This window comes from Prevotella sp. P5-92, assembly GCF_002251245.1.
GTDB lineage: Bacteria > Bacteroidota > Bacteroidia > Bacteroidales > Bacteroidaceae > Prevotella.
This window is the reverse complement of the sequence record NZ_NPJG01000001.1, coordinates 138,608-160,483: the sequence shown is the minus strand read 5'-3', so window position 1 is coordinate 160,483 and position 21,876 is coordinate 138,608. Positions and strand designations below refer to the sequence as shown.

The window sequence follows — 21,876 nt, the reverse complement described above, 5'->3', positions numbered from 1 at the left end:
AAGTGACTGTCCAAGCTTGAATCTGTCCAATAATGACAGAAAATCATTGCAGATAGAAGATTTTTCACTCAAAAAGTTGGATAATTCAGAAAAATGACTTAATTTTGCATTCATAACAGATTGTTGATTTTTTGTTTAATATCTTGTTTTTGACCCTTACAAAGATACAACAAATAATTGACAATCTGTTATTTATCCTCAGATTTTTTTCAATATTTTCAAAGAACGAGAAGTCTGTTCCCAATAAATGGGATAAAGGCTTAGTAGCAATTTCAACCACTTCTTTTAGGTGTGGGAAACTTTAATATATAATTTTGCAGTCAAAATGGTGAACGTAACATGTCGAGGGGTGCTGAGTAGTTACTGAGCTCGCAGTCGCAGTTAAAGTTACTTAAAAGTGTAGCTTGTTGGAAATATTTGTGACTTATCCGTGACTTGTTAAGTTGCAGAAGTTGCAAATCACTGAATTTAAACGATTTATCACAAGCAATCACAATGTCAAGAAAACAATCACTATGATATATGTTGTAATAGATACAAACTTTTTCGTGGCAAGGATATACATTATTTCTGAGATTCGCAAGGAAATCTTGTATATGCAGCGTTATTATATGTTGTTTTGCTGTGTGCGAACACAAAAAATACTTAATATATATCAAGAAAGTCGTATATTATTGACTGTCAACGGCATAAAAAGATTTAAAATACCTAAATATATTTGGTTGGTTCAGTTTTTCTTCCTAACTTTGCAGCCGATAATTAATAGGTGACATAGATGTCCCGTGTTGGGACGGTCATACTTAAGTCAAACTGGAGTAGAAATATGGCGTGCGTGTCATGTCTGTTTCACGGTCTTCTTGTGAAGACTATGCTCCAAAAAAGTTATGTTATGAATAGAATATTAAGAATTGTATGTCTAAGTCTTATTTTAACGTCAGTCTCGTTGCAATATGCAGCTGCTGACACGGTAAAGAAAACAAGATCAGGATTTGATTGGGAGCCGGTGATGGAGGCCATCATTCAAGTTGAGAGCGAAGGAGACCCAAAGGCTGTAAGTGGAAATTCTTGTGGAGCTATGCAGATAACTCCGATATTAGTGAAGGAATGCAACAATATCCTGAAGAAGCGCAACATGAAGAAGAGATATACTCTAAACGATCGTTTCAGTGTAGAGAAGTCGAAAGAGATGTTTCTTCTCATTCAATCTCATCACAATCCTTCGAACAATGTAGAGAAGGCTATCCGTTCGTGGAATGGTGGTATGCGTTACAGTGTGAAACGCACTCAGCGCTATTATAACAAGGTGAAGAAAAACTTAAAGAGAAAGTAATAATAATTGTTTTGGGTGGTGCTACTCTTTTCTTTAGACGTGTGATAACGTCAGAGGAAAAAGAGTAGCACTTTTTTTGTTTTGTCAGTAGAACGGGGGATGAGGCTATTGTGGTACATCCTCTTCCGTCCAGTCTTCAAAGGTGAAGGATGTCTCAATGTCCATGAGGTCGAATGTGGTCTTGACGCTGTGGATGTATCCACGTTTCATAACGACGTCTTTGTAGTTACGTTCGATTATTACCTCGTCGTTTGTGTCGATGACCTGGATGTTGGCATCGACAGTCTTGGGAAATACGTCAAACTGTCCGAAGATAGACACGTTGTTATTGGTTTTTCCAATATAATTTGTTGGAATGGTTATTGTATGTGAGAAGGAGGAGTTTTTGAGATTGCATCCTGTTTTTGGATTGAAGGAGTATGACGTCTGCTGTTCGCCACCTGTGTTTAGCGACAAAATGACCTTTTTGACATAATCGGGCATTGCATTTGTGAAATAAACCCTTAGTCTTGACACGCAAAGGTTGATGGGGAGGGTGACCGTCTGTGGGGATGAGGTGGAGCTACTCTCTATCGTCTTTTCCACAGAGCAAGCGTAGAGGAAGGGGATATAGGCCTCGTTGATGTCAACCTTCTCTGGTGAAACGATGTTTGCGTCCTCGGCGGTGGTGCTCGATGCCATGTGGGCGACGGCTACAAAGGTGTAGTTGCCGGGGTTGAGCTTCAGTCCGGTGATGGTGCCGAAGGAGGTGTCGTCCTTTCTTTGTTTGACCTCAGTTACCAGATTGTTTTCACTGTCAAACACTTTCAGTGCTATACGGGTGACGTCGCTGGTCCCGGTGGTTGTGGCACGTGTCTGCCATGACGTCTCGTCGATAACAAATTTGTAGTTGACATTGACGTTAGCCATGGTCTCGTCGTGTTTTTCTTCATTCTCAAGGCTTACTGTCTCGCATGCAGTGAGCAAAGATAACGTTAGGAAGAGTGTCGTAAAAATTTTCATTATTAATAATGTTTTGATGTGAAATAGTATATGAGTTATTGCTTCTTTACTGTAATGGTTTTTACCAGTCTCAGCCGATAGTTTTTCACCGTGGCCCCACCTTGTTTTATGGAGTTATAGCTGCTGCCGGCCTTAAAGCTGAAAGTCTTTTCGGCGTTGTCGCAGAGATACCTAAGGTTGGTGCCTTTATCGTCGGTTAAGACGATGGCGTCAGCATCTGTGCTCTCGATAAGACTGTCGAAGCTGTCGGTGTAAGTGAGATAAGTCTCGCGTAGAATCATCGCCTCGTCGGAGGTAGGAATACGCCATGATCCGATATTGTATTCGGTATAGTTCTGTGCACAGTCGGAGGCAGCGTTAGGAGTAGTGGTGTTGAATGCGGAAGTGAGTCCGCTATAGTCGGTGAGCGACATCAGCATGAGTTCAGCCGTGTTATTATCTTTTTCGGTAGAAGAGATGACGATATGTCCGTCCCACACGCTCAGGGCTTCAGGAATCTGTTCCACTTCGAACACGTCGTTGCTGCTGTCAGGCGAGTCGCCGTCGGCGGTGATGGTGGTAGTGATATCGGGAGAGAAAGAGAAGTCGAGATTGACGGGATTGCCCCACGCAGCAGGGCTGACGCTGCCAGAGACAGAGATGTTGCCGTTGCTGAGTATGCCATTAAGGGAGTAGGGAGTTCCCTGCTTCAGTGGCGCAAGATAGTTGACGGAGGCATACTGTTCGCCGTCGGTGTTGTCGTAAGCGATGGTAAAGGTGGTTTGCGATCCTACTGTGGGCATGATATAGACAACCCCCGACTGCCATTTCCCTTCTTTCTTATTCAGAGGTATGCGAGCGGTCTGAGTGTCGATGGTCTGTCCGCCGAACGTAATGCCCTTGGCGCTATTGGCTATAGACACGAAGGCCGACGGGCAGTCTTCAGGCAGGTTTTGCAGTGTGATGTTGATCGAAGCCACCTGGTAGTTTTGTTGTATGGTGACGTTGGCGTTGTCGGTCTTTGTCAATAGATTGGCGCTACCCATCTGCATGGCGAGCCCTGTGGTGAATCCCTGTGCTATGGCCACGGCGTCGTCAGGAACGTCGTCAGGCAGTTGTGGAGAGCCGAACGAGATGGTCGATGACAACTTTGGGGACTCATCCCACTGATAGGAAGTCCTGTTGGCAGAAAGTGCCACGATGCGACATTCCGTATTTTTAGGCACCATGATCACCATGTCCTCCTCTTCGCTTTCAAATGTTTGTTTTGTGAGGAGCGTGCCATCGTCTTTGAACGCATAGAGATAAAGTGGGAATGACAGTGGGCTTGTTGAACGAGTGGCCACCTTCACTTCCGTGTTGTCCGTGGAGCCAAGCGCAGAGTTACCCTCGTTTAGAGCATCCAAGTCGATTTTTTCACATCCACAGAGTGCCGTGATTATGAATGCTAAGACAAGCAATATCTTTATTCTATGAGCAATATACATGATGTGTTTTATTTGATGATTGTGTTTTGTTAGAGATTTTGAATTAATGCGAATTTACAATTTTCTTGATAATATTCCAAGAAAGCAAAAGAGATTTTATTAAAAATTAACGTGGCGAAAGGCGGTTGTCTTTATATAATGTCATTGAGCCTTCACTACACCTTATTATATATAGTGAAGAGAAAATGATAAGTTTATTCACGAAAAGTTTGGAGGATTGCGAAAAGTGTTGTAACTTTGCATAGTTTAAAAAAAGGAAATAGAAGAACAACAATAAAGGTATGAAAAAGGTAAGACATTTTTTTGCAGTATTGACGGTAGCGATGCTTACCGCCAGTTGTGGGACATCATCTACAGTGCCCATCACCGGCCGAAAGCAAAACATACTGGTGAGCGACGAGCAGGTGTTGAGTCTCAGCAATCAGCAGTATCAGGAGTATATGAAGCAGGCAAAGGCATCGCAAGACGCTACAAGCACAGCCATGGTGAAGCGTTGTGGCGAGCGTTTGGCAAGTGCCGTGGTCAGCTATCTGCAGCAGAATGGTCTGGCAGTAGAGGTGTCGCAGTACAAGTGGGAGTTTAATCTCGTGCAGGACAAGAGCGTGAACGCATTCTGTATGCCTGGTGGAAAGATTGTGGTGTATGAAGGACTGTTGCCAGTGACAAAGGACGAGTCGTCGTTGGCCATAGTACTTGGTCATGAGATAGCTCATGCCGTTGCTAAGCATTCTGCCGAGCGACTGAGCAACGAGGTGCGCAAGCAATATGGAGCACAGATTATTGGCGGTGTACTTCAAGGAGCGGGAGCCAGTGCAAACCTCCAGAATATCAGCTCTGCTGTTTTTGGCATAGGCACCACGCTCGGAGGAGCGGCATATTCGCGCAAGCAGGAGAACGAGGCCGACCGTCTTGGCCTTATCTTTGCTGCCATGGCGGGATATAATCCCGAGGTGGCGGTATCGTTTTGGCAGCGTATGGCATCGGCCACGGGCAGTACATACACGATACTGAGCGACCACCCGAGTGACGAGAGTCGCATAAAGAATATCCAGGGGTGGCTGCCTGAGGCGAAGCAATATTACAAGCCGACGACAACGACAAAGTCCTCGACATCGTCGAAGACAAAATCCTCTTCATCGTCAACGACCTCCACTTCTTATAAGTCCTCTTCAGGCAGTAAGACCACGACCCGGACGTTGAAGATTTCGTCGAAGAAATAACGAACCGCCATTTTTTCGGAGCAAGACATGAGCAAGGACGAGGAATACATGAAGAAAGCCCTTCAAGAGGCAGAAGAGTCAGCCAGGGTGGGAGAGATACCTATAGGGGCTGTAGTGGTGTGTAAGGGTAGGGTGATATCGCGTGCCCACAACCTTACAGAGACGTTGTGTGACGTCACGGCCCATGCAGAGATGCAGGCTATAACGGCTGCCGCCAACACGCTTGGCGGTAAGTATCTCACCGACTGTACCCTGTATGTGACAGTAGAGCCCTGTGTGATGTGTGCCGGAGCGATAGGATGGGCGCAGATTCCCCGTATAGTATTTGGCGCATACGACGAGAAACGCGGTTTCTTGAAGTATGCGCCAAAGGCCATGCACCCGAAGGCCGAGATTATCGGTGGGGTGTTAGAGTCGGAATGTTCCGAGCTGATGAAAGATTTTTTCAAGAGCAAGAGGTGAGGATCCTGAATCCCGCCTCTTGTTCTTTTTTTGTGCAGTGAAAGTCACTTCCTTGTGTGAGGAAAGTGACTTCCTTGTGTGAGGAAAGTGACTTCCTTGTGCGAGTGAAGTCACTTAATATTGTTCGTAAGAGTCGTCGTCGGGATCCATTCCCGGTTCGACATCCACTGAAAATTCGTTTTGGATGATACGTTGGTTATATTCCTTTCTGATGGGACCTGTGCGCATGATGAAGTCGCTGTAGTCGAGCATAGGAATAACCAGTCCGAACACGCCTAATCCCACACGTTTACCGTTAGGAATGGCATTGTTGCGCAGATAAGCAGTAGAGAAGAACATGTGGCGGTAGATTTCGATGGAGTTATGTTCCCAAAACATGTCCATCGTCTCTTCGTCCTCAGAATTTTTATCGGCATGAGTAAACACCGACATGGTGTTTCTCACCAGGTCGTCAGACTTGTCAGCATCTTTGGCTTGGCATTGTTCGATACATTCTCTGATGTCGTCCTCGATTTCCATTTCCATCTTTGCCTTTGATGGCACCGTGACTTTAGCTACGACGAGGATGATGGCCGTGATGCCGATGATGATGGCTATCTTTCCGAGGCAGCTGTTAAGGAAGAGGTCGGCAAACGAGTGTTTCTGAAATTGTTTACTATCGGTCTGTTGCATATTATTTCGTTTTAAAAGGTAAGTAAATATATTATTGATGATGAATTAGGTTCATAAATTCCTCGCGAGTCTTGGCCTGGTTGAAGGCCCCGCAGAATTCGCTGGTGGTAGTGATGGAGTTTTGTTTTTCCACTCCCCTCATCTGCATGCACATGTGTCTTGCCTCGACGACCACCATGACGCCGAGAGGTTTAAGGGTCTGTTCGATACACTCTTTGATCTGCAGTGTCATTCTCTCTTGCACTTGCAGACGGTGAGAGTATATATCCACCACGCGTGCTATTTTGCTCAGTCCGGTGATACATCCGTTAGGGATATAAGCCACGTGTACCTTGCCGTAGAAAGGAAGCATGTGGTGTTCGCAGAGCGAGAAGAAGTCGATGTCCTTGACGATCACCATCTGGCTGTAGTCCTCTTTGAACAGTGCGTCGGTGAGCACTTTGTGTGCGTCCATAGAGTATCCCCGGGTGAGCACTTGCATAGCTTTAGCCACCCTCATAGGAGTCTTCTGGAGGCCCTCTCTTTCTGTGTCTTCTCCAAGCAGTTGGAGTATGTCTTTGTAGTGTGAAGCGAGACTGTCAAGTCCGTCACGGTATTCTGTTTCTGGATTCATTTAATATTGTACGCTAATTTTTCCTTTCACGATAGAAGCCTGTTTATATCCCATCTTTTTTATTTCGAGCAGCATGGCGTGAGCCTCCTCGTAAGTACGGAAGTTGCCTATTCGGCATATCCATCGTGGTGAATAGAAATGAACGTAAATGGGTTGTTCTGGGAATTTGAGTTTTATCGCCTCTCCTATGTTCTGTGCTTTTTGTCTGTCGGCTCGGGTGTTACCGCCGGCGAAAGCCTGAACTCGATATCCGTTGACCTTATAGCTCCGTCCCATTACTTTTTTTCGCATATCCACGGTTGGGATATCGAATTCGTTGTCGGTTTGTTTTTTGGTGGAGTCCTCTTGCGGGACAGCGTTTTTTTTTGTTGTCTCCTTTTTGTCGGGAGACGGTTTGGAGTTTTCAGAAGTGTTTTTTGGGGAGAGTTTTGTTACATTGTCAGCCGAGCCGTTATTATCTGTTGGCTTTGTTGGCTTGATGTCTGGCTGGTTGCCATTCACGAGTTTGTCTATTGCCGCGCTGTGAACCACGGTGACGGTTCCCTTTCCGGCAACAGGTCTCTGCAGTCGTTGTGTGAACGTCTGTGCTGTAGCGTTGATGTTTATGCAGAGAAGTGTGAGTGCGGCAAAAAGTTTCATAAATAAAATTGTTTTCTCAGTAAGGAGAGGAGTCAGGTGAGGCCATGGAGACATGTCACTCACCTGTCACCTCCTTGTTGACATTATTGTTATGAATTAGTTCCAAGCGTCGATGATGCCCTTGAAGTCAGCAGCCTTGAGCGAAGCGCCACCGATGAGTCCGCCGTCGATGTCAGGCTTAGCGAAGAGTTCAGGAGCGTTGCTTGCCTTGCAGCTACCGCCATAGAGGATGGTAGTGTCGTCAGCCACTTCCTGTCCATAGACCTCAGCTACGCACGAGCGGATGTAAGCGTGGATTTCCTCAGCCTGTTCTGCGGTAGCGGTCTTGCCGGTACCGATGGCCCAGATTGGTTCGTAGGCGATGACGATATTCTTCCACTCCTCAGCAGAGAGGTTGAATACGCTGCCAGCGAGTTCAGCCTTAACCACTTCGTTCTGCTTGTTAGCCTCGCGCTCTTCGAGAGTCTCGCCGATGCAGAAGAGCACCTTCAGTCCGTTAGCGAGTGCGAGCTGTACCTTCTCCTTGAGGATTTCTGGAGTCTCGTTATAGTACTCGCGACGCTCAGAGTGGCCGAGGATGACCCACTGTGCACCAGTGCTCTTTACCATTTCGGCAGACACTTCTCCAGTGTAAGCACCCTTTTCCTTGTCGGCGCAGTTTTCGGCACCGAGTTCGATGGCGCTGTCCTTAACGATTTCGGCAACGCTTGCGAGGTGTATGAATGGTGTGCAGATGATGACACCGCAGTTAGGGTTCTTTACTACCTCTGTCAGTTCCTTTGCGAGAGCAACGCCCTCCTGCAGGTTCTTGTTCATCTTCCAGTTACCTGCTACAATTTTCTTTCTCATTTTTGTTAATGTGTTTAATTAAGATGTTAATATTCTTGTTTTGAAATTTTCTTGTCCATGCCCATGTTCTGTCGGCTATGGTGAGCAATGTGAGCGGAATGATAAACCAAAGAATCATTTCGAGTGCCGTGTTGGCATCGCTCTTGTTGCTGGTGTCGAGTCCTCCCCGCTGTATTGACGGGGTGTTGTCTTCTACTGCTGGCAGGGCGTTATGGCTCCATTTGCCCTCTATGCGTCCGTCGTGCATCAGTATCAGTCCTGGGTTGCTGCGTATCATTGTCTTCAGTGTGGTCTCGTCGGCGTTGGCAAACAGGTATTCCGCTCCGGTGCGGTCTCTCCATTTGCCGATGGCTTTGTCTGAGCTTGCCGTGATGCACAGGAAGCGGTAGCCGTGTCGTTTGGCGTAGTCATACAGTCGGTTTATCTCGTCGAAGTGTATGTCGTCAGCCTGTTCGAGGAATGGTGCTATGAGCATCATTGTGTATCCCTTGTCACCGACGATGTCCTCCGTGACGTCTGCATCGTCTTCTGCCGTTGTGATCGAGAAGTCGTGGATGGGAGGCACATATCCCTCTTTGGTCATTACGGTCTTGCTGTCGATGAACGTCCATGTGGAATCGGGGTAGTCGTCGAGTTTGAATTCCTTTCTTGTCCCGTTTTTCTCGAGTATGAACGTGGTCTCGAATTCTGGTTGTTCGGCTCCTTCTGGTATTTCCATTCCCGCCCTTATGTCGGCTCCGACGTGGTATGGGCGGAAGTCGAACTGTGGCAGATAGTAGAGGCTGTATCCCGAAACGGCGAGTATGAAGATGACCGTATAGTTGACCACTATCCACTGCGTGTTTCGGCTCAGCAGTCTTGCCATGGAGAGAGGCCATCGCGCCACTATGAGCGCGGCGGCAAGCAGGACGATGTTTTTTGTCAGTGTCTCCCCGTTAGTGAGTCTTATGGCGTCGCCGAAGCATCCGCAGTCGCTCACGGGGTTGGCTATGTAAAGCCATGCAGAGATGGCCGTCATGACCGTCATCACCGCCACAGTCACCTTGCTCACCAGTCGTCGTCTTATGGCGAAGAGCAACATCATGCCTATGAGGAACTCAGATGTCGAGAGCACTATCGAGCCCGCGAGAGTCAGCCAGTCGGCGCTCCAGTCGGCCAGTCCCCAAGCCACGAGGTAGTCGTGTATCTTGTATTGTGTGCCTATGGGGTCAACGGCCTTGACGAAGCCTGAGAAGACGAACGTCAGGGCCAGCAGTGCTCTTGCCGTGTTGACAGCCGCTATGGCGAGCTTATGCTGTCTTTTGTTGCTGTTCGTTGATTTTGATGACTCCAAAGACTGCATAATTGATGATATCCATATAGTTGGCGTCGATACCCTCGCTGACGAGCGTGTCTCCGTCGAGGTCTTCGATTTCTTTCACTCGTTGTATTTTTGTGAGGATGAAGTCGGTGTAGCTGCTCACCCTCATGTTTCTCCATGCCTCGTCATAGTCATGGTTTTTTCTCAGCATCAGTTCGAGAGCCTCTTTCGCGTGTCTGTCGTAGAGAGCCATCGCCTCGTTGACGTCGATGTCAACAGAGTCAGCGAATCCCTTTTCGAGCTGTATGAGTCCGACGATGCCATAGTTTATCAGGGCGATGAATTCTGGCAGTATGCCTTCATCGACGAGTGATATTTTCTTTATTTCGAGGCTTCTTATTCTTTTAGCCTTTATAAACAGCTGGTCGGTGAGCGACGATGGTCGTAGTATTCTCCACGACGCCCCGTAGTCGTGCAGTTTTTTCTCGAATAGTGTCCTGCACGTGTCCATAGCTGTTTCAAACTCCTGTTTTGTATTCATCTTGTTCTTTCAAATTCGCTGCAAAATTACTCAATATTCTTGAAACTGCCAAGGAAAAGGAGTATTATGTTTTATTTTATGTTCTCCTTTTGCTTCTTGTGGATATATTTTATCTTTGCGCACTGCATGTCGAAGCGCACTTTGAGCGAGTCGAGTTTCGCCTTTGTGGTGTTAAGCATGAGCAGTTCCTCGGCTGTGGCACGCAGTTCGGCCCTGTCTTTCTCTACCTTTGTCTTCTGGTAGTTGTAGTCGTGTGTCACCACCTGCAGTATGCTGTCGGTGTGCGCGAGGTCGTCCTGTGCCTGTTTGAGTGATATGCTCTGATACAGTGCCAGCGCCTTTCTTCTTGTCTCCACGGCGTTGGGGTAAAGTTTTCTCAGCGAGTCAATTTTTGCCAGTGCCACGTCGTAGTCTCCGTCGGTGAAGTGTTGTCCGGCCTCGTTGAGCAGGGTCTCGGCAGCCTGTTGTACGCTATTGTCGCAAGCCGAGAGCGTGAGCAGTCCTACCATGAGTGGTATTATGATGTTTTTGTTCATGATTCTTTATTGTTGTTTCTTTATTTTTATCTTATATGTCGTCCATGTCAATGCGTCGAAGGTGAGCAACGAGTCGGTGAGCAGGTCGCCGGTCTTGACGAGGTATTTTATCACCTCTGTAGCCTGTATGGTGCCTATCACGCCGACAATGGTTCCGAGCACGCCCACTTCCGATGCCGTAGGCACATGGTTTTCGGATGGTTCGCTGCCGAAGATGTCGCGGTAGTCGGCCGAGCCGGGCAGGTGGGTGAAGACGTTCCCTTCAAATCTCAGCACTCCTCCATGCACGAATGGTTTCCCTGCCTTGACGCAAGCGTCGTTAATCATGTATTTCGAGCGAAAGCTGTCGGTAGCGTCCACCACGATGTCGTAGTCGGCGGCAATGCCTGCAAGTCTGTCGGTGTCAAGATATTCGTTTATCTCCACCACATTGACGTCGGGGTTTATCCTTCTCATCTTTCTTGCAGCCGAAGCCACTTTGGGCGATCCGATGTCGTCGGTGGTATGAATGACCTGTCGTTGCAGGTTGGAGATATCGACAGTGTCTCCGTCGGCAATGCCGATGGTTCCCACACCGGCAGCAGCGAGATACAATGCCACTGGCGAACCGAGTCCTCCAGCTCCCACTATCAGCACTCGTCCGTCAGCTATCCGTTGTTGTCCCTTCTGCCCGATTTCGTCGAGTTTCAGGTGTCTGCTGTATCTTCCGTCAGTATCAAACATATTCATCTATACCTTATTATATATGAATCGGCATGCAAAATTACTTAAAATAATCGGTTCTTTATGCCGTTTCATTTTCCTTTTAAGAAGAATTAACGGTATGAGAGCAGTATAACTCTTTGTCATTTCTCTCTTTTTGAGTAATTTTGCACCCCTAAAAGTAGAAAAAGATGAAAATATATAGCGATGAAGAGCTTGCAAAGCTGCTTGACAAAGACATTTTCCACCTTATCTCCAGTGTGGCTGACGACCTCGGCCTTGAATGTTATGTGGTGGGAGGATATGTGAGAGACATTTTTCTCGAGCGTCCTTCTAACGACATCGACGTGGTAGTGGTGGGAAGTGGCATCGAAGTCGCGTCGGCGCTTAAACAGCGTCTTGGTCGCAAGGCCCATCTATCCGTGTTCCGCAATTTCGGCACGGCGCAAGTGAAATATCGTGACACTGAGGTGGAGTTTGTGGGAGCGCGCAAGGAGAGCTACAGCCACGACTCGCGCAAACCCATAGTAGAAAACGGAACGCTGGAAGACGACCAGAATCGTCGCGACTTCACCATCAATGCCATGGCGATATGTCTCAACAAGGAGTATTTCGGTGAGCTTGTCGATCCGTTCTATGGTATCGAAGACCTTGAGGACGGCATCATCCGCACGCCTCTCGACCCCGACATCACCTTCTCTGACGACCCGCTGCGCATGATGCGTTGCGTGAGGTTTGCCACCCAGCTACGCTTTATGATAGAAGAAGAGACCTTCGATGCCCTGGTGCGCAATGCCGAGCGGATAAAGATAGTCAGCGGCGAGCGCATCAAGGACGAGTTGAACAAGATCATGATGTGTCCTCAGCCCAGTCGTGGAATAGTGGATCTCTACCGATGCGGATTGCTTCAGCTCATCTTGCCCGAGCTGACGGCACTCGACGTGGTGGAGACGCGCGAAGGACGTGCACACAAGAACAACTTCTACCACACCCTCGAAGTGCTCGACAATGTGAGCAAAAAATCAGACAATCTGTGGCTACGTTGGGCAGCCCTCCTGCACGATGTGGGCAAGCCCCGCAGCAAGCGATGGGATGCCTCGGCAGGCTGGACGTTCCACAACCACAACTTCATTGGCGCCAAGATGGTGCCGCAGATATTCCGCCGTATGTCGTTACCCCTCGACATGAAGATGAAATACGTGAAGAAACTCGTCGATCTGCACATGCGCCCCATAGTCATTGCCGACGAGATAGTCACCGACAGTGCCGTCCGCCGTCTCATGAACGATGCTGGCGACGACATAGACGACCTCATGCTACTCTGCGAGGCAGACATCACCAGCAAGAACGAGGCGAGGAAAAAAATGTTTCTCAAAAACTTCCGCATGGTGCGCGAGAAACTCGCCGACCTGAAGGTAAAAGACTACCGACGGGTGCTTCAGCCCGTGATCGACGGTGACGAGATCATGCAGCTCTTCCATCTACCGCCAAGTCGCGAAGTGGGCGTCTTGAAACAGCATATGAAAGACGCTGTACTCGACAATAGGGTAGAAAACGAACGCGAACCGCTTATGGCGCTCCTAATGGAGAAAGCTAAGGAGATGGGGTTGACTAATTAGTGTTAGTCTGCCCCTTTTTGCTAAAAAAACACTAAATAACGGAGAAAAGACGTTAAATGTTGCCCTGATATTATCCATATATAATATAATATGTGTAACTTTGCAGTCCGAAAACTAAAAGGATGTTCTTAGTTTCTTTTTAAAGTTCTGAGTACGATCTATGTTTCTTTTTTGAAAAAGTAATAAGAGAATAATAATAAAACGTTTTAAATTAATAGGTATGAAAACAACAAAAATGCTAATGATTGCGGCTCTCGGAGTCACACTCGCCTCTTGTGGAGGAAAGTCTGGTGGCAAGCCAAATTTCGCAGACAACGAGTATGCTGTAAGAACCGTAGAAACACAGGGAACAGAATTGCAGACAACCTTTCCCGCAACCATCAAAGGTATTCAGGATGTGCAGATACGCCCAAAGGTATCTGGTTTTATCACCAAGATCTGCGTCCATGAAGGTCAGAACGTGAGTGCCGGCCAGTTGCTCTTTGTCATCGACAACGAGACATATCAGGCACAAGTGCGTCAAGCCAAGGCAGCAGTCAACACATGCAAGGCTCAGCTTGCCACATCAAAACTCTCTTACGAGAACTCTAAGGAACTGTTTGCCAACAAGGTGATTGGTCAGTTTGAGCTCTCTACAGCCGAAAACACATACGCCACAGCCGAAGCACAGTTGGCTCAGGCCCAGGCAGCCCTTGCCTCAGCAGAGGAAGCGCTGAGTTTCTGCTACGTGAAGAGCCCGGCAGCCGGTGTCGTTGGTTCGCTGCCTTACAAGGTAGGAGCCCTTGTCAGCGCTTCGAGCCAGGAGCCACTGACCACCGTGTCGGATGTCAACACCGTTGAAGTTTATTTCTCAGTGACTGAGAAAGACATGCTCGCCATGACCAAGGGCGCCGACGGAGTGGCAGGAGCCATAGCAGCCTATCCTCCCGTTAAGCTCCAGCTTGCCGACGGAACTATCTACGACCAGCCCGGCAAGGTTGTCAAGGCCAGCGGTGTCATCGATGCCGCCACCGGTTCGGTGTCGCTCATAGCCCGTTTCGACAATGCCAAGCACGAGCTCCGTTCGGGCGGTTCGGGCCAGATCATCATCCCTCAGTCAACCTCGTCGGCTATCATTATTCCACAGACAGCCACCTCGGAGGTGCAGAACAAGAAGTTTGTCTATCTCCTTGGCAAGGACAACAAGGTTAAATTCACCGAGATACAGGTTAATCCACAGAACGACGGCGTCAACTATATCGTCACCGGCGGTCTGAAGCCAGGCGACAAGTTTGTGTCTAAGGGCATCTCGTCGCTCTCTGACGGCATGGAGATAAAGCCTATCACCGAGGAGCAGTATCAGAAGAAGATCGACGACGCTGCTAAGCTCGGCGAGGGTCAGAACTCAGCCTCTAAGGTCATCGACGCCATGACCTCAAAGAAATAAGAAACAAGATTTAGGATTTTTTCTTTTTTAAGCAATGACATTTACAAATTTCATAAAGCGCCCGGTACTCTCGACGGTGATATCTATATTCTTCGTCATACTGGGTCTCATCGGACTCATCTCGCTGCCTATCGAGCAGTTCCCCGATGTGGCACCACCAACCATCTCGGTGCGCACTTCCTATACTGGAGCTGACGCGCAGACAGTGCTCAACTCCGTTATCGTCCCTCTTGAAGAGAGCATCAACGGTGTGGAGAACATGACTTACATGACCTCGCAGGCCACCAACGACGGTTCGGCCTCGATCACCGTTTATTTCAAGCAGGGAGCCGACGCCGACATGGCTGCCGTCAACGTTCAGAACCGCGTGGCGCAGGCACAAGCTCTTCTGCCAGCTGAGGTTACACGTGTGGGAGTCACCGTGACGAAGCAGCAGACCTCAAACGTCATCATGTTCACCCTCACCTCTGAGGACGGACGCTACGACGATGAGTTCCTCACCAACTACAACGAGATCAACGTCATCCCGGCCATCAAGCGTATCAACGGTGTGGGCGGCGTGATGTCGCCGGGTATGAAGACCTATTCTATGCGTATATGGCTCCAGCCCGACAAGATGAAGCAGTATAACATGATGCCGTCTGACGTGTCGGCAGCCCTTGCCGAGCAGAACATCGAGGCCGCTCCGGGTAAGTTCGGCGAGCAGTCGAACGTGTCGTTCCAGTACGTCATGCGCTACAAGGGCCGTCTGAAGACTCCCGAGGAATATGGCGACATCATCATCCGCAGCGACGTCAATGGCCAGACCCTTCGCCTGAAGGACGTGGCAAAGATAGAGCTTGGCGGACTCGACTATAGCGTGTCGATGAAAAACAACGGCAATCCTTCTGTCATGGGTATGGTGCAGCAGATAGCTGGCTCCAACGCCACACAGATTGCCGCCGATGTGAAGGCAGAGCTTGAGAAGCAGTCACAGTCGTTCCCTCCAGGCATGGAGTATAAGATCAACATGGACGTCACCGAGTTCCTCTTCGCCTCTATCGAAGAGGTGGTGTTCACCCTTGTCATAACCCTTTTGCTCGTCTTCCTCGTGGTGTATGTGTTCCTGCAGGACTTCCGCTCTACGCTCATCCCAATGATCGCCGTGCCGGTGGCTCTTATAGGTACGTTCCTCTTCCTCTGGCTGTTTGGCTTCTCCATCAACCTGCTTGTACTCTCTGCCCTCCTGCTCGCCATCGCCATCGTGGTCGATGACGCCATCGTGGTGGTAGAGGCGGTACACGCGAAGCTCGACCAGGGTTATAAGTCGGCCCTTGAGGCCTCTATCGACGCCATGAACGAGATTACCGGAGCCATCATCTCCATCACGCTTGTAATGGCTGCCGTGTTTGTGCCAGTGTCGTTCATGGGCGGTACGAGCGGTATGTTCTATCGTGTGTTTGGTGTCACCATGGCGGTGTCTATCCTTATCTCCGCCTTGAACGCGCTGACACTTTCGCCAGCCCTCTGTGCCATCCTCCTCAAGCCACATGCAGGCGACGAGGAACACAAGAAGATGTCGGTCATCGACCGTTTCCATGCTGCTTTTAACACTCAGTACAACAAGATACAGGGCAAGTATAGGAACGGAGTAGAGAAGGTGCTCAAGCATCGCATCGCTGCCGGTGTCACCGTGGCGCTCGGCATCGTGGCGCTCGTGGTCACCATGGCCACCACCAAGACCGGACTTGTGCCCGACGAAGACAACGGCGTACTCTTCTGTACAGTGTCTATGGCACCAGGTACAGGCGAGGCACGCACCCGCGAGGTGATGGAGCAGATAGACCATATCTTGGCCACTAACCCGGCCATCAAGACCCGCGAGCGTCTTGTGGGCTACAACTTCATCGCCGGTCAGGGTTCAGACATGGGTACGTTCATCATCAAGCTCAAGCCCTTCGAAGAGCGTCCGGCCGGATTCTTCTACAATCTCTCTGGACTGTGGGAAGGCGACGGCATCAAGCGTTTCTTCCTCAACCCAATGTCAAATACCGCGGTGCTCGGCATGATCTACAAGCAGACCGCCGAGATAAAAGACGCACAGATCCTCGCCTTCGCTCCGCCAATGATCAACGGCTTCGGTATGACCAACGGTGTTACCTTTACCATGCAGGACAAGACCGGTGGCGACCTCAACAAGTTCTTTGAGATAACCAAGGATTATCTCGCCGAGCTCAACAAGCGTCCCGAGATAGCACAGGCCATGACATCATACAATCCTAACTATCCGCAGTATATGGTGGATGTGGATGTCGCAAAATGTAAGCAGGCAGGCATTGCGCCTTCTACAGTGCTCACCACCCTTCAGGGATATTATGGAGGACTCTATGCGTCAAACATGAACGCCTATGGTAAGCTCTATCGTGTCATGATCAAGGGCGACGTAGCGAGCCGCGAGCGTCCTGACGGACTGAACAACATCTTCGTCCGCACACCGGCAGGCATGTCGCCAGTCAAGGAGTTCTGTTCTCTGCGTCGTGTCTATGGCCCGTCAAACGTCAACCGTTTCAACCTCTTCACCGCTATCAATGTCAACGCCTCGGCAGCCACAGGCTACTCGTCGGGTGATGCCATCCGCGCCATCGAGGAGGTTGCAGCCCAGGTGCTGCCACAGGGTTACGGCATCGACTATTCGGGTCTTACCCGTTCGGAGCGCGAGTCGAGCGATTCCACGGCCATCATCTTCGTCATGTGTATCGTCTTCGTCTATCTCATCCTCTCCGCACAGTATGAGAGCTATATCCTGCCGTTGGCTGTGATCCTCTCGATACCGTTCGGTCTTGCCGGAGCGTTTATCTTCACACAGATCTTCGGCCACTCTAACGACATCTACATGCAGATCGCGCTCATCATGCTTATCGGTCTGTTGGCAAAGAACGCCATCCTTATCGTGCAGTTTGCCCTTGAGCGCCGTCAGATGGGTATGGCCATCAAGTATTCGGCCATCCTCGGTGCCGCCGCCCGTCTGCGTCCTATCCTTATGACCTCGTTGGCGATGATTATCGGTCTTCTGCCGCTGATGTTCGCTTCGGGTGTGGGCAAGAACGGAAACCAGACGCTTGGTGCCGCTGCCGTTGGCGGTATGCTTATCGGTACTTTGCTCCAGGTGTTTATCGTTCCCGCCTTGTTTGCCGTGTTCCAGTGGCTGCAGGAGAAGATCTCGCCGTTGAAGTTTGCCAACGACGAGGCGCATGTTGACTCTGAGATACGTCAGTATGCCAACCCCTATGCCGCCGAGGCACTCCAGAAGCTCATCGAGATGAGAGACAAGGAAAAGAACACAAATAATTAAAGAAGAACAAAGTAATAAGGTATGCAAATAAAGAAAGTATTACTGTTCGCCGCCGCAGGCATCAGCCTCGCCAGCTGCGGACTCTACAATAAGTACGAGCGCCCTGAGGTCAACACCCAGGGGCTCGTCCGCGACCCCGTGTCGCTCACCGACACCCTTGCCGTCGCCGACACCACGTCGTTTGGTAATCTGCCTTGGCGCACCGTCTTCACCGACCCGCAGCTGCAGACCCTCATCCAGCAGGGACTCGACAAGAACGCCGACCTGCTCAATGCCGCGCTCAACGTGAAGATGCTGCAAGCCCAGCTCGCGGTGGCCAAGCTCGCCTTCCTGCCTAACATCACCCTCTCGCCACAAGGCACACTGTCGTCGTTCGACGGTTCGAAGACCTCGAAGACCTATCAGCTGCCCGTGACAGCGAGCTGGAGCGTGGATCTCTTCGGCAATCTCCTCTCCGTGAAGCGTAATGCGCAGATGCAGCTGCTTGCCTCAAAGGACTATCAGACAGCCGTGAAGACAAATGTCATCTCAGGCATCGCCAATCTCTACTACACGCTCCTCATGCTCGACCGTCAGCAGGAGATACTCGACGAGATGGCCTCGCTCACCAAGGAGACATGGGACATGATGGCACTGCAGATGAAGTTCGGACGCGCTCGCTCGACCAGCGTGCAGAGCGCCGAGGCAAGTTACTACTCAGTGCTCGCGCAGTCGGCCGACATGAAACGTCAGATACGCGAGATGGAAAACTCACTCTCGCTGCTCATCGGACAACCCGGCCAGCAGATTCCACGTGGCAAGCTCTACGACCAGATGCTGCCCACGGAGTTCAGCACCGGCGTGTCGCTACAGCTGCTCAGCAATCGTCCTGACGTGCATGCAGCCGAGATGAAACTCGCCAGCTGTTTCCACAACGTTCAGACAGCGCGCAGCCGTTTCTATCCAAGCATACGCATCAGCGGCACTGGAGCGTTCACCAATAGCGCGGGTGCAGCCGTGATCAATCCCGGCAAGTGGCTCCTCTCGGCAGTGGGAAGTCTCACTCAGCCAATCTTCGCCAATGGTCAGCTTATAGCTGGACTCAAGGTGGCGAAAGCACAGCAGGAGCAGGCTTTCAACGACTGGCAGAACCTCGTGTTCAAGGCAGGCAATGAGGTGAGCAACGCCCTCGTCAGCTACAACACCTACGCCGAGCGCAGCCAGCTCGACAGCAAGCAGACAGAGCTCTATCGCAAGAATGTGGAAGACACACGCCAGCTCTACATGAGCAGCGGCTCGTCATATCTCGAGGTGATCAGCGCACAGGCCAACCTCCTCAACGCCGAGATCTCGAAGGTCACCGACGACTTCTACAAGATGCAGGCCGTGGTAAGTCTGTATTCGGCACTTGGAGGAGGAAGAGAGTGAGTCGCGTCGGAGATGAGAAATAAAGAACTCAACTTTTGCAGGTAGGGGGAAGTTAAAGAAGTTAAGGAAGTTAAAGAAGTTAAGGACGTATGTTCTGGCCTCATAAACTCCTTGACGGACGCTAAAAGACTATTGTCTTTAACTTCTTTAACTTCCTTAACTTCTTTAACTTCCTTAACTTCCTCAACTTCTGTAAGTAGAGTACATGCGAATATTAAATTTAAAAATTAAAGAATTAAAGTACTTATGATTAGCGACAAAGCATATATCGACCCCAAGGCGAAGCTCGGAAAGAACGTCACCGTCTATCCCTTCGCATATATCGAGGGCGACGTCGAAATAGGCGACAACTGCGTCATCTATCCCTACGCCTCCGTCATGAACGGAGTGCGTATGGGCTGCGACAACAAAGTCTATCAGAACACGGTTCTCGGAGCAGAGCCACAGGACTTCAACCACCGTGGCGACTCTACGCGTCTCGTCATCGGCGATGGCAATATCTTCCGCGAGAATGTGGTCATCAACCGCGCCACCTACAAGGACGGCGAGACACGCGTAGGCAACCGCAACTTCTTTATGGAAGGCGTCCACGTGTCGCACGATACGAAGATCCTCAACTACTGCACCTTCGGCTATGGTACCAAGGTGGCGGGTGACTGCGAGATTGCCAATGGCGTGATGTTCTCCTCGGGTGTGATCATCAATCCAGAGGTGCGTATCGGCGGAGGTACGATGATCACCAGCGGTGTGCGTATCTCGAAGGATGTGCCCCCGTTTATCGTGGCCACACACAATCCCGTCACCTATGGCGGACTGAACATCAATCTCCTCAAGGCGTCGGGCACCGACGAGAAGGTCATCGCACATATCGCCAATGCCTATCGTCTGCTGTTCCATGGCAAGACTGCCACCCACGACGCTATCCGTCAGATCAAGGAGCAGGTGCCTGAGAGCAAGGAGATACGTATCCTCATCAACTTCCTCGAGAACACCAAACTCGACGTCATCACTAAGATTTGATGATTGTGGTATAAGGATAGTAACAGTTAGAAAATTGGCTGTTTTGGTATAAGGATAGTAACTGGGAAATAGTTATCTGTTAACCGGTAACAAGTTAACTTTTTAACATCAGGTTACAGGTCAAACAAAAAAAGGTTGCGCAACATGCGCAACCTTTTTTTCGTATAGTATTTGGCTACCGTTGTCCGCTACCGTTGTCCGCCGATGTAGGGTCTTACTTTATGTAAGACCGCAACCCGATTTGTGGCGGATTCTTGGCGGGCGGTCTTACATGAAGTAAGACCCTACAGAGGCGGGGTTGGCGGATCCTATTCTTATAGCAGAACTTCGTTGTTGTCGAAGTCTGAAAGTTGAATAGAATCGTCGTAGAACTGAATTTCCGATCCAGCTAAGATATGCTGGTTGAACTCTGTTTTGTGAACCGTTATTTCTGGTTTAATATATGTTTTCTTCATAACTGTAAATGTTATATTGGATGATGATTTTTTTGTTTTTCCTTACAAATATGCCCTTGCCGGCGTTCTTCACCTGCTGTCCTTGCAGGTTGTAGAGAGGCATGTCGGCATTGTCGTCGCCCCGGTCGCCGTCAGATACGCTGATTTTTTTCCCTTCTTTTAGGTTGATTCTTTCGTGTCATGTCTCAAAAGGAATGTCTTTGGTCTCTGTTATGTGCAAAGTTACGAATTAAATCTGAAACGACCAAACATTTTTCGGGATTTTTTTCGAGAAGGTGTGAAAGACAGTAAAAGGGCATTTTTTTGCTACCACGCGAGGAAAAAAAATATTCCTCGCGTGGTAGCAAAAAAATGGTCGTGAAAGGGGAGACGTGAAGATGAAATGAAAGATAGCCTGCGACAAGCTGACCTTTTCATAATCTTATATTATGCTTATACTTTTTTCGGGGAAAAATTTGCTGAAGTCGAAATAATAATGTAACTTTGCATAAGATTTAGCTGCACTCGGCAATTTGAGAGTACAACTCTCATTGCGCTCGTTGGCAAAATCTTTGCATAAAATTTAGCTGCACTCGGCAATTTGAGAGTACAACTCTCATTGCGCTCGTTGGCAAAATCTTTGCCAAAGATTTATCAAAAGAAAATGATGAGAACGATATTGATGATAATGGCGGGATGGCTGGTGGCCGTCAACGCCATGGCACAAGACAAATTCGTGGAACGATCGACAGATGTGCTCTGCGTGGTGCCGACACTGACCGGCCTTTGCGCGGCCATAGTGAACGAAGACAAGAAGGGAGCGGTGGAACTGGGACTAAGCACAGCCACTGCACTCGTGGCAAACTATGCCCTCGAAGCGGCGATAACGAAAGACCGACCCGACGGCACAGGACGACACGCCTTCCCAAGCACACACACCGCACTCGCCTTCAACGGATCGAGTTTCCTGATGAAAAGATACGGATGGAAATGGGGTGTGCCAGCCTATGCCATCTCGGCTTATGTGGCATGGGGAAGGACACATGCCGACAAACACGACTGGTGGGACGTGCTGGGAGGAGCTGCACTTGGCGCAGGCGCAGCGCTGATATTCACTCACGAGTTTACAAAAGATACAGACATCACTATCGCACCAGCCGTGATAAACGGAAATGCAAAGGGCTTGGTGGCAAGACTGGTGTTCTGACCCGCATGGCGTATATCAGACCTCGGCCTGCTGCCTACGTCAGACATTAACGGTGTCGGGTCATGTAGATTTTGCCTTCCAGTAGTTCTACTTATATAAA

General features: G+C 49.4%; 18 protein-coding genes and 1 pseudogene. 9 read left to right on the top strand and 10 right to left on the bottom strand.

Annotated features, from left to right (window positions below):
• Positions 1-1,006: 1,006 nt before the first annotated feature.
• Positions 1,007-1,330 (top strand): transglycosylase SLT domain-containing protein, encoded by a 324-nt coding sequence (locus CIK99_RS00600; protein ID WP_371590803.1) that lies wholly within the window; start codon positions 1,007-1,009, stop codon positions 1,328-1,330.
• 105 nt (positions 1,331-1,435) lie between these two features.
• Here CIK99_RS00600 and CIK99_RS00595 read toward each other — a convergent pair whose 3' ends face one another.
• Positions 1,436-2,332 carry a FimB/Mfa2 family fimbrial subunit gene (locus tag CIK99_RS00595; protein ID WP_094378699.1) on the bottom strand — a complete coding sequence of 299 codons (897 nt, stop codon included), beginning with the start codon at positions 2,330-2,332 and terminating at the stop codon, positions 1,436-1,438.
• 35 nt (positions 2,333-2,367) lie between these two features.
• Complete coding sequence (locus CIK99_RS00590; RefSeq protein WP_144007845.1) at positions 2,368-3,798, bottom strand: hypothetical protein; 1,431 nt, start codon at positions 3,796-3,798, stop codon at positions 2,368-2,370.
• A gap of 281 nt (positions 3,799-4,079) precedes the next feature.
• Here CIK99_RS00590 and CIK99_RS00585 point away from each other — a divergent pair, with 281 nt between their 5' ends.
• Positions 4,080-5,018, top strand: a complete 939-nt coding sequence (locus tag CIK99_RS00585) for a M48 family metallopeptidase (protein ID WP_094378695.1) — start codon at positions 4,080-4,082, stop codon at positions 5,016-5,018.
• A gap of 27 nt (positions 5,019-5,045) precedes the next feature.
• Positions 5,046-5,480, top strand: a complete 435-nt coding sequence (locus CIK99_RS00580; protein ID WP_094378693.1) for a nucleoside deaminase — start codon at positions 5,046-5,048, stop codon at positions 5,478-5,480.
• A 114-nt stretch (positions 5,481-5,594) separates the two neighbouring features.
• On the opposite strand, the gene CIK99_RS00575 is transcribed toward CIK99_RS00580, so the two are convergent.
• The 7 genes and pseudogenes from CIK99_RS00575 to CIK99_RS00540 form a co-directional block, all read right to left on the bottom strand.
• Positions 5,595-6,152, bottom strand: a complete 558-nt coding sequence (locus tag CIK99_RS00575; protein WP_094378690.1) for a hypothetical protein — start codon at positions 6,150-6,152, stop codon at positions 5,595-5,597.
• A gap of 31 nt (positions 6,153-6,183) precedes the next feature.
• Positions 6,184-6,765 (bottom strand): GTP cyclohydrolase I FolE, encoded by a 582-nt coding sequence (folE, locus tag CIK99_RS00570; RefSeq protein ID WP_094378688.1) that lies wholly within the window; start codon positions 6,763-6,765, stop codon positions 6,184-6,186.
• A complete protein-coding gene (locus tag CIK99_RS00565) occupies positions 6,766-7,404 on the bottom strand; it encodes an SPOR domain-containing protein (protein WP_094378686.1) in 639 nt (212 codons plus the stop codon).
• Between the two features lie 96 nt (positions 7,405-7,500).
• Positions 7,501-9,595: pseudogene (locus tag CIK99_RS15650) on the bottom strand (BT_3928 family protein).
• On the bottom strand, positions 9,543-10,094 hold the full coding sequence (locus tag CIK99_RS00550) for a DUF1599 domain-containing protein (RefSeq protein WP_094378681.1): 552 nt from the start codon (positions 10,092-10,094) through the stop codon (positions 9,543-9,545). Before CIK99_RS00550 ends, CIK99_RS15650 begins: the two are co-directional and overlap by 53 nt.
• Before the next feature lie 71 nt (positions 10,095-10,165).
• Positions 10,166-10,630, bottom strand: coding sequence for a hypothetical protein (locus CIK99_RS00545; RefSeq protein WP_094378679.1), 465 nt, complete (start codon positions 10,628-10,630; stop codon positions 10,166-10,168).
• A 6-nt stretch (positions 10,631-10,636) separates the two neighbouring features.
• The gene (locus tag CIK99_RS00540) at positions 10,637-11,353 is read right to left on the bottom strand and encodes a HesA/MoeB/ThiF family protein (protein WP_254047668.1); all 717 of its coding nucleotides are present in this window, start codon (positions 11,351-11,353) and stop codon (positions 10,637-10,639) included.
• 170 nt (positions 11,354-11,523) lie between these two features.
• Here CIK99_RS00540 and CIK99_RS00535 point away from each other — a divergent pair, with 170 nt between their 5' ends.
• The 5 genes from CIK99_RS00535 (at position 11,524) to lpxA (ending at position 20,135) form a co-directional block, all read left to right on the top strand.
• Complete coding sequence (locus CIK99_RS00535) at positions 11,524-12,951, top strand: CCA tRNA nucleotidyltransferase (protein ID WP_094378675.1); 1,428 nt, start codon at positions 11,524-11,526, stop codon at positions 12,949-12,951.
• A 220-nt stretch (positions 12,952-13,171) separates the two neighbouring features.
• On the top strand, positions 13,172-14,377 hold the full coding sequence (locus CIK99_RS00530; RefSeq protein ID WP_094378673.1) for an efflux RND transporter periplasmic adaptor subunit: 1,206 nt from the start codon (positions 13,172-13,174) through the stop codon (positions 14,375-14,377).
• Between the two features lie 34 nt (positions 14,378-14,411).
• Positions 14,412-17,708 (top strand): efflux RND transporter permease subunit, encoded by a 3,297-nt coding sequence (locus CIK99_RS00525; protein WP_094378671.1) that lies wholly within the window; start codon positions 14,412-14,414, stop codon positions 17,706-17,708.
• Between the two features lie 21 nt (positions 17,709-17,729).
• A complete protein-coding gene (locus CIK99_RS00520) occupies positions 17,730-19,115 on the top strand; it encodes an efflux transporter outer membrane subunit (RefSeq protein WP_094378668.1) in 1,386 nt (461 codons plus the stop codon).
• Between the two features lie 246 nt (positions 19,116-19,361).
• On the top strand, positions 19,362-20,135 hold the full coding sequence (gene lpxA / locus CIK99_RS00515) for an acyl-ACP--UDP-N-acetylglucosamine O-acyltransferase (protein WP_094378667.1): 774 nt from the start codon (positions 19,362-19,364) through the stop codon (positions 20,133-20,135).
• Positions 20,136-20,570: 435 nt separating this feature from the next.
• Here lpxA and CIK99_RS15845 read toward each other — a convergent pair whose 3' ends face one another.
• Positions 20,571-20,693, bottom strand: coding sequence for a hypothetical protein (locus CIK99_RS15845; RefSeq protein WP_256387378.1), 123 nt, complete (start codon positions 20,691-20,693; stop codon positions 20,571-20,573).
• 540 nt (positions 20,694-21,233) lie between these two features.
• Here CIK99_RS15845 and CIK99_RS00510 point away from each other — a divergent pair.
• Entirely contained in the window at positions 21,234-21,776 is a 543-nt protein-coding gene (locus CIK99_RS00510; RefSeq protein WP_254047667.1) for a phosphatase PAP2 family protein, read from the top strand.
• The last annotated feature ends 100 nt before the right edge of the window (positions 21,777-21,876 follow it).

What these genes read in the sequence shown, in the direction of transcription:
- CIK99_RS00575 (WP_094378690.1), bottom strand. Translation starts at nt 6,152, where the DNA reads ATGCAACAGACCGATAGTAAACAATTTCAGAAACACTCGTTTGCCGAC.
- CIK99_RS00530 (WP_094378673.1), top strand. Translation starts at nt 13,172, where the DNA reads ATGAAAACAACAAAAATGCTAATGATTGCGGCTCTCGGAGTCACACTC.
- CIK99_RS00585 (WP_094378695.1), top strand. Translation starts at nt 4,080, where the DNA reads ATGAAAAAGGTAAGACATTTTTTTGCAGTATTGACGGTAGCGATGCTT.
- folE (WP_094378688.1), bottom strand. Translation starts at nt 6,765, where the DNA reads ATGAATCCAGAAACAGAATACCGTGACGGACTTGACAGTCTCGCTTCA.
- CIK99_RS00565 (WP_094378686.1), bottom strand. Translation starts at nt 7,404, where the DNA reads ATGAAACTTTTTGCCGCACTCACACTTCTCTGCATAAACATCAACGCT.
- CIK99_RS00545 (WP_094378679.1), bottom strand. Translation starts at nt 10,630, where the DNA reads ATGAACAAAAACATCATAATACCACTCATGGTAGGACTGCTCACGCTC.
- CIK99_RS00535 (WP_094378675.1), top strand. Translation starts at nt 11,524, where the DNA reads ATGAAAATATATAGCGATGAAGAGCTTGCAAAGCTGCTTGACAAAGAC.
- lpxA (WP_094378667.1), top strand. Translation starts at nt 19,362, where the DNA reads ATGATTAGCGACAAAGCATATATCGACCCCAAGGCGAAGCTCGGAAAG.
- CIK99_RS00580 (WP_094378693.1), top strand. Translation starts at nt 5,046, where the DNA reads ATGAGCAAGGACGAGGAATACATGAAGAAAGCCCTTCAAGAGGCAGAA.
- CIK99_RS00510 (WP_254047667.1), top strand. Translation starts at nt 21,234, where the DNA reads ATGATGAGAACGATATTGATGATAATGGCGGGATGGCTGGTGGCCGTC.
- CIK99_RS00600 (WP_371590803.1), top strand. Translation starts at nt 1,007, where the DNA reads ATGGAGGCCATCATTCAAGTTGAGAGCGAAGGAGACCCAAAGGCTGTA.
- CIK99_RS00595 (WP_094378699.1), bottom strand. Translation starts at nt 2,332, where the DNA reads ATGAAAATTTTTACGACACTCTTCCTAACGTTATCTTTGCTCACTGCA.
- CIK99_RS00590 (WP_144007845.1), bottom strand. Translation starts at nt 3,798, where the DNA reads ATGTATATTGCTCATAGAATAAAGATATTGCTTGTCTTAGCATTCATA.
- CIK99_RS00525 (WP_094378671.1), top strand. Translation starts at nt 14,412, where the DNA reads ATGACATTTACAAATTTCATAAAGCGCCCGGTACTCTCGACGGTGATA.
- CIK99_RS15845 (WP_256387378.1), bottom strand. Translation starts at nt 20,693, where the DNA reads ATGCCTCTCTACAACCTGCAAGGACAGCAGGTGAAGAACGCCGGCAAG.
- CIK99_RS00540 (WP_254047668.1), bottom strand. Translation starts at nt 11,353, where the DNA reads ATGTTTGATACTGACGGAAGATACAGCAGACACCTGAAACTCGACGAA.
- CIK99_RS00550 (WP_094378681.1), bottom strand. Translation starts at nt 10,094, where the DNA reads ATGAATACAAAACAGGAGTTTGAAACAGCTATGGACACGTGCAGGACA.
- CIK99_RS00520 (WP_094378668.1), top strand. Translation starts at nt 17,730, where the DNA reads ATGCAAATAAAGAAAGTATTACTGTTCGCCGCCGCAGGCATCAGCCTC.